6 protein-coding genes are annotated in these 7,138 nt (G+C 69.1%); 5 read left to right on the top strand and 1 reads right to left on the bottom strand.

From position 1 onward, the window contains the following. Positions 1 to 138: 138 nt before the first annotated feature. A complete protein-coding gene (locus Q7P21_RS17975; RefSeq protein WP_304178188.1) occupies positions 139 to 837 on the bottom strand; it encodes a glycosyltransferase family protein in 699 nt (232 codons plus the stop codon). A 200-nt stretch (positions 838 to 1,037) separates the two neighbouring features. On the opposite strand from Q7P21_RS17975, the gene Q7P21_RS17980 reads away from it, so the two are divergent. From Q7P21_RS17980 to Q7P21_RS18000, 5 genes are all read left to right on the top strand, one after another. Beyond that, on the top strand, positions 1,038 to 1,718 hold the full coding sequence (locus tag Q7P21_RS17980) for a DUF969 domain-containing protein (RefSeq protein ID WP_304170307.1): 681 nt from the start codon (positions 1,038 to 1,040) through the stop codon (positions 1,716 to 1,718). After that, the gene (locus tag Q7P21_RS17985) at positions 1,715 to 2,671 is read left to right on the top strand and encodes a DUF979 domain-containing protein (RefSeq protein ID WP_304170308.1); all 957 of its coding nucleotides are present in this window, start codon (positions 1,715 to 1,717) and stop codon (positions 2,669 to 2,671) included. The genes Q7P21_RS17980 and Q7P21_RS17985 overlap by 4 nt, the downstream gene beginning before the upstream one ends. Beyond that, entirely contained in the window at positions 2,649 to 3,677 is a 1,029-nt protein-coding gene (locus Q7P21_RS17990) for a DUF2891 domain-containing protein (protein ID WP_304170309.1), read from the top strand. The genes Q7P21_RS17985 and Q7P21_RS17990 overlap by 23 nt, the downstream gene beginning before the upstream one ends. 108 nt (positions 3,678 to 3,785) lie before the next feature. Next, entirely contained in the window at positions 3,786 to 5,747 is a 1,962-nt protein-coding gene (locus Q7P21_RS17995) for a tetratricopeptide repeat-containing sulfotransferase family protein (RefSeq protein ID WP_304170314.1), read from the top strand. 132 nt (positions 5,748 to 5,879) lie between these two features. Further along, on the top strand, positions 5,880 to 7,138 hold a 1,259-nt coding region (locus tag Q7P21_RS18000; RefSeq protein ID WP_304178196.1), incomplete at its 3' end, for a TonB-dependent receptor plug domain-containing protein.

Genomic DNA, 7,138 nt, shown 5'->3' on the forward strand with positions numbered 1-7,138 from the left:
CGAGGCGCTGTATCGCGCCCATGTCTGGAAGGGCGGCGAACCCCGCGACGTGGTGGGCCTGGGCCTGTTGGCCCGCGACTGGGCTGAGGTGCGCGAGGCGAGCCTGGCGCGCTTGCGGGCGCGGGGATTTGAGGTCGGCTAGTTCGCCGCCTTCGAACTGTTCCACGCCAGGGCCGCGATCGCCTCGGTCCCGAAGTCCGGGTCCGCGGCATGGAGTGCGCCATAGACGTGGCGGACGAAGTCCAGATCCTGCGGATAGTCCACCGTCCAGCGCAGATGGGCGAGGGAGGGCTGGCGGCTCAGGGTCGCCAGGCGGAAGCGGTCGGGCTGGCGGTAGATGAAGGGCGTGACATGCTCGCGGTCATAGGCCTCCGTCGCCTCGGCCGCCGCCGCCCGGAAGGCGCCCACGGTCATGGCTTCGACGTCCAGGCCGTGGGGGAAGGTGCGCTCCGGCATGGTGTTGTTGGCGTAGTCGCAGCCGCTCTCCGCCAGCCGATCGATCACCGCGTCGACGACCCGCCAGTCGGCGAGCGGGCAGTCGGCGGTCAGGCGCACCAGGGTCGTGGTCTGCGGGAAGGCGTCCAGGGCCAGGGCGAAGCGGCCCAGCACATCGGCCAGCGGTCCGCGCACGACCTTGAGGTCGAGCGTCTCGCCACAGGCGGCGACGGCGTCGTCCGAGGCGTCGAGACTGGTGGCCAGCACCAGCTGGTCCAGGCGTCGTGACCGGCGCAGGCGCTCGATCTGGCGGCCGATCATCGGCTGACCCAGGACGTCGGCCAGCACCTTGCCGGGCAGCCGGCTGGAGGACATCCGGGCCTGAATGACGCCCAGGATCATGGGGCCCTGGCGGCCGTGAGGTCCGCCGTTGAGCCGCTTGGGGCGTGGATGATCGACATGACGCCTCCGCGGACCTCCGTGCGACTTTCGACCCCGCCATTCGGCCCGACAAAGCTTAGTGTCCGATGAAGGCGGCTTTGAACTAACCTCGCCCGTGACAATCGCGAATCGGGCGCGAATCGGGCGCGAGGGGTTTGGACATGTTGATCCTGTTAGGGGTGGCTCTGGTGGTGGCAGGCTTCGCCATCGGCCTCAATCCGCTGCTGGTGGTGGTGGCTTCGGCCCTGGTGACCGGCATGCTGGCCGGCCATCCCCTGGTCGAGGTGCTGAGCGCCTTCGGCAAGGCCTTCAACCAGAACCGCTATGTCAGCGCCGTCTGGCTGATCCTGCCGGTGATCGGGGTGCTGGAGAGGGCTGGTCTGCAGGAGCGGGCGCGGGCCCTGATCTCGGGCTTCCGCGCCTTGACCCTGCCCCGGCTGCTGATCGGCTATCTGCTGTTCCGCCAACTGACCTCGGCGCTCGGCCTGACCTCGATCGCCGGTCACGCCCAGACCGTGCGGCCGCTGGTGGCGCCCATGGCGGAGGCCGCCGCCGAGGCCCAGGGCGGCCCGCTCGATGAGCCGACGCGCGAGCGCATCCGCGCCTTCACGGCGGCCACTGACAATGTCGGTCTGTTGTTCGGCGAGGACATCTTCCTGGCCATAGGCTCGATCCTCTTGATGGTCGGCTTCCTGGCCCAGAGCGGCATCGTCATGGAGCCCCTGCACCTGTCGTTGTGGGCGATCCCGACGGCCATCGCCGCCTTCCTGCTGCACAGCGCCCGGCTGATCCTCTTTGGACGGAACATCGCACGGACCGCGCCCTCGGAGGCGGGCCAATGATCAAGCTCAGCCTCGTCTATCTGCTGGCCGGCCTGGTCTTCGCCACCTACGCCGTGCTCAGCGTGCGCGACGCCGCCAATCCCAAGCGTTGGCGCAATGGCGCCTTCTGGGGCCTGTTCGCCCTGAGCTTCCTGGCCGGGGACTATCTCGGCGACCTGGGCAACGGCATGCTGGTCCTGGCGCTGGCGGTGATCGCCGGCATCGGCAAGCTGGGCCAGGGCGCGCCCGCCGGCCCGACGCCGGCCGAAAAGTTCGGCAGCGCCCAGCGGCTCGGCAATCGCTTGTTTGTCCCCGCCCTGGTCGTGCCAGGCGTGGTGCTGTTCGGGACCCTGGTGCTCAAGCAGGTGGTCCTGGCCGGTCAGCCCCTGTTCGACCCCAAGCAGGTGACCCTGATCTCCCTGGCGCTGGGCGCGGTCATCGCCGTGGCGGTGGCGCTGCTGCTGCTGCGCCAGCCCCTGATGGCCCCGCTGCAGGAGGGGCGCCGGTTGATGGACACGGTCGGCTGGGCGGCGCTGTTGCCGCAGATGCTGGCCGCCCTCGGCGCGGTCTTCGCCCTGGCCGGCGTCGGCCAGGTGGTCGGCGACCTCGTCACCACCTGGATCCCGATGGACACCAAGGTCGTCGCCGTCGCGGTCTATTGCCTGGGCATGGCCGGCTTCACCATGCTGATGGGCAACGCCTTCGCCGCCTTCCCGGTGATGACGGCCGGCGTCGCCCTGCCGTTCCTGATCCACAAGTTCGGCGGCGATCCGGCGGTGATCTGCGCCATCGGCATGTTGTCGGGGTTCTGCGGCACCCTGTCGACGCCGCTGGCGGCCAATTTCAACCTGGTGCCCTCGGCCCTGCTGGAACTGAAGGATCGCTATGGGGTGATCCGCGCCCAGATCCCCACCGCCGCCCCGCTGCTCCTGATCAACATGGTCCTGATGTATGTCCTCGCCTTCCGCGCCTGAGGGCCTGACCCCTGAGATCGCCGCGCGTTTCGCGCAGATCGCGCTCGGTCACGTGGCGCGCCAGTTCCCGAACAAGCTCGATCACGTGAACGCCGGCCCCGGCGATCACGGCGACCCGATCCGCCAGCATCCGATCTTCTATGGCAGTTTCGACTGGCATTCCTGCGTCCACGGCTACTGGCTGTTGGCCTCGCTGCGCCGCCTGTTCCCGGACATGGCCGAGGCCGCCCGGATCGACGCCCTGTTCGCGGACGCCTTCACGGCGGACAAGGTCGAGGCCGAGCGCGCCTATCTGGACCGTCCCAGCGCGCGGGGCTTCGAGCGCCCCTATGGCTGGGGTTGGCTGCTCAAGCTCCAGGCCGAGCTGATCGCCCATGAGGACGCGCCCTGGGCCGCCCGCCTGGCACCGCTGGCCGAGGCCTTCGCCCAACGGTTCCGGGACTTCCTGCCCAAGGCGACCTATCCAGTGCGCACCGGCGTGCATTCCTCGACCGCCTTCGCCGTCGCCCTGGCCCACGACTATGCGGTCGCGTCCGGCGACGGCGCGCTTGAGACCCTGCTGCGGGACACCGCGCTCGGCTGGTACGGCGCCGACCAGGGGTGCCAGGCCTGGGAGCCGTCGGGCGACGACTTCCTGTCTCCGGCCCTGATGGAGGCCGAGTGCCTGCGCCGCCTGCTGGCCCCGGCCGCGTTCCGCGCCTGGTTCGCCGGCTTCCTGCCGAATGCGGCCGGGCAATCGCCCGCCACCCTGTTCACCCCGGCCACGGTCAGCGACCGCTCCGACGGCAAAATCGCCCATCTCGACGGACTGAACCTCAGCCGCGCTTGGTGCTGGCGATCGATCGCCGGGAGCCTGGACGCGGCGGACCCGGTCCGGCCGGTCGCCCTGGCCGCCGCCGACCGGCATCTGGCCGCCAGCCTGCCCCACGTGGCCGGCGACTATATGGGCGAGCATTGGCTGGCGAGCTTCGCCCTCCTGGCCCTGACCGCCGGCCGGTCGATTTGACAGGGGCCGGCCGGGCCGCGATTGATCGGCCGCAATGAGCCGCGAGCCAATCCAGTGACCGACGCCCCCACCGGCAGCCTTGAGGCGGCGCTCGCCCAGACCGAACGCATGCTGCCGACCCGGCCCGACCTGGCCGAGGCCCAGGCGCGGGCCATTTTGGAGGCCGTGCCCAACCATCCCGCCGCCGTGCTGCTATTGGCCCGGGCCCGCCGCTATCAGGGCGATGCCGGCCAGGCCGTGGCCCTGCTGGAGCCCCTGGCCCGGTCGCAGCCCAAATGGGCCGCCGCGCATCTTGACCTCGGGCTGTCGCGGATCGAGGCCGGCGACAGCCGGGGCGGCGAGCGCGCCCTGACCCAGGCGGTCAAGCTCAAGCCCGATCTCTCCGCCGCCTGGGGTGTGCTGGCCCAGCAGCGACGGATGCTAGGCGACAGCGCCGGCGCTGACGAGGCCCAGGCCCGGCAGCTGGGGTGCGCCATCGCCGATCCGGTGCTGATGGAGGCGGGCGCCGCCCTGGCCGGGGGGCAGCTGGCGGTCGCCGAGCACAGCCTGCGCGAACTGCTCAAGGCCCGGCCGACCGAGATCGCCGCCATCCGCATGCTGGCCGAGGTCGCCACCCGCCTGGGCCGCTATGAGGACGCCGAGGGCCTGCTGGTCCGCTGCCTGGAGCTGGCGCCCGGCTTCACCCCGGCGCGGCATAACCTGGCCATCGTGCTCTATCGCCAGACCAAGGCCGCCCTGGCCCTGGCGGAGATCGAGACCCTGCTGGCGGCCGACGCGGCCAATCCCAGCTATCGCAACCTGCAGGCCGCGGCGCTCAGCCAACTGGGCGAATACGCCCGGGCGATCGAGGTCTATGAGCCGCTGTTGGCCGACTATCCGATCCAGCCCAAGGGCTGGATGAGTTATGGCCACGCCCTGAAGACCCTGGGCCGCCAGGACGACGCCATCGCCGCCTATCGCCAGGCGCTGGATCAGCTGCCCAGCCTGGGTGAGGCCTGGTGGAGCCTGGCCAATCTCAAGACCTTCCGGTTTTCCGACGCCGACCTGGCCGCCATGCGGAGCCAGCTCGCCCGCCGCGACATCGCCGACGAAGACCGCTTCCACCTGGAGTTCAGCCTGGGCAAGGCCCTGGAGGATCGGGCGGAATACGAGGCGTCCTTCGCGTCCTACGCCGCCGCCAACGCCCTGCGGAAGCAGACGCTGGACTATGACGCTGACGAGACCAGCGCCCATCTGAGCCGGTCGCGGGCTCTGTTCACGCCCGAGTTCTTCGCGGCCCGGGCGGGGTTCGGCAGTCCGGCGCCGGACCCGATCTTCATCCTGGGCCTGCCCCGCGCCGGCTCGACCCTGATCGAGCAGATCCTGGCCAGCCACTCCCAGATCGAGGGCACCATGGAACTGCCGGACCTGCCGGCCATCGCCAAGCGGCTGGGCGGCCGTTCACGGCGCGACGCGCCCTCCGCCTATCCCGACATGCTGGCCGATCTGGACGCCGACGCCGCCCGGGCGCTGGGCGAGGAATATCTCGCCCGCACTGCGCCGCAGCGCAAACTGGGCCGGCCGCTGTTCATCGACAAGATGCCGAACAACTACGCCCATGTCGGACTGATCCACCTGATCCTGCCGAACGCCAGGATTATCGACGCGCGGCGCCATCCGCTGGGCTGCTGCTTCTCGGGCTTCAAGCAGCACTTCGCTCGGGGCCAGGGCTTCACCTATGACCTCACCGACCTCGGTCGCTACTACGCCGACTATGTGGCCCTGATGGCCCACTTCGACGCGGTGCTGCCGGGCCGTGTGCATCGGGTGATCTATGAGGCCATGGTCGCCGATCCGGAGACGCAGGTCCGGGCTCTGCTCGACTATTGCGGCCTGCCGTTCGAGGCGGGCTGCCTGAAGTTCTACGAGAACGACCGGGCGGTGCGGACCGCGAGTTCGGAACAGGTCCGCCGCCCGATCTTCACCGACGGACTGGACCAGTGGAAGCACTACGAACCCTGGCTTGGACCGCTCAAGCTCGCCCTGGGCGCGGTGCTTGAGGCCTACCCTGGCGTGCCCGCCACCACCTGATGCACGGGCGCCACAGGCGCCAAGATGACGCATCGGTAAGCTTGACAGACTCCGGGCTCCGGAGCCGTGTGACGCCTTGATGTCGGGCTGGTGTCGCCGACATGACGGATGGAATTCATGAGGGGTTTTGGGATGGTTCGGCAGACTCGCGGTCGGGTGGCCTTCGGAGCGGCGTTGTTCGCCACCAGCATGTTGGCGGGCGTTCCCGCCGCCCTCGCGGCGGATACGACGGCCGGACCAACGGTCGAGGAAATCGTCGTCACCGCCCAGAAGAAGGAAGAGAACCTCCAGGACGTGCCGGTGGCCGTCACCGCCTTTTCGACGAAGAAGCTTGAGCAGCTGCACGTCGAGAACTTCAATGACTATGTGAAGTTCCTGCCCAGCGTGGCGGCCCAGAGCGCGGCCCCGGGCGGCGCGACGGTGTTCATGCGCGGCATCGCCTCGGGCGCCAACGCCAATCACTCCGGCTCCCTGCCCAGCGTCGGCACCTATCTGGACGAACAGCCGATCACCACCATCGGCGGGGCGCTCGACCTGCACGTCTATGACATCGCCCGCGTCGAGGCCCTGGCCGGCCCGCAAGGCACGCTCTATGGCGCCAGCTCGCAAGCCGGCACCCTGCGGATCATCACCAACCAGCCGGAACTGGGCGTCCTCAAGGGCAGCTATGATCTCAAGGTCAATTCCGTCGACCACGGCGGCACGGGCTATGTCGCCGAGGGGATGGTCAATATCCCGGTGAACGACCAGATCGCCATCCGCATGGTGGCCTGGGACGAGCACGACGCCGGCTATATCGACAATGTGCCGGGGACCATGACCTACCCGACCTCCGGCGTGACCATCAACAACAAGAAGATCGCCAAGAACAACTACAACGACGTCGACACCTATGGCGCGCGGATCGCCCTGCGGCTCGACCTCAACGACACCTGGACCATCCGCCCGACCTTCATGACCCAGGACACCAAGTCCAACGGGGTGTTTGGCTATGATCCCAGCGTCGGCGACCTGAAGGTGACGCACTTCCTGCCGGAGGACGGCCACGACCGGTGGTACCAGGCGGCGATGACCGTCCAGGGCAAGATCAGCGACTTCGACCTGGTCTATAGCGGCGGCTACATGGACCGTCGGATCGACAGCCATTCCGACTACACCGACTACTCGTTCTTCTATGACACCCTGTTCGGGTCGGGCGCCTACATCACCGACTCCCACGGCAATGTCATAGACCCGACCCAGCGGATCACCGGGCGCGACCACTTCACCCGCGTCTCCAACGAAATCCGCCTGTCGTCGCCGCAGGACCAGCGCCTGCGCTTCGTGGTCGGCGGCTTCCAGCAGCGCCAGACCCACTTCATCGAGCAGAACTACCAGATCACCGGCATCGA

Source organism: Phenylobacterium aquaticum (assembly GCF_947378715.1).
Lineage (GTDB): Bacteria > Pseudomonadota > Alphaproteobacteria > Caulobacterales > Caulobacteraceae > Phenylobacterium > Phenylobacterium aquaticum_A.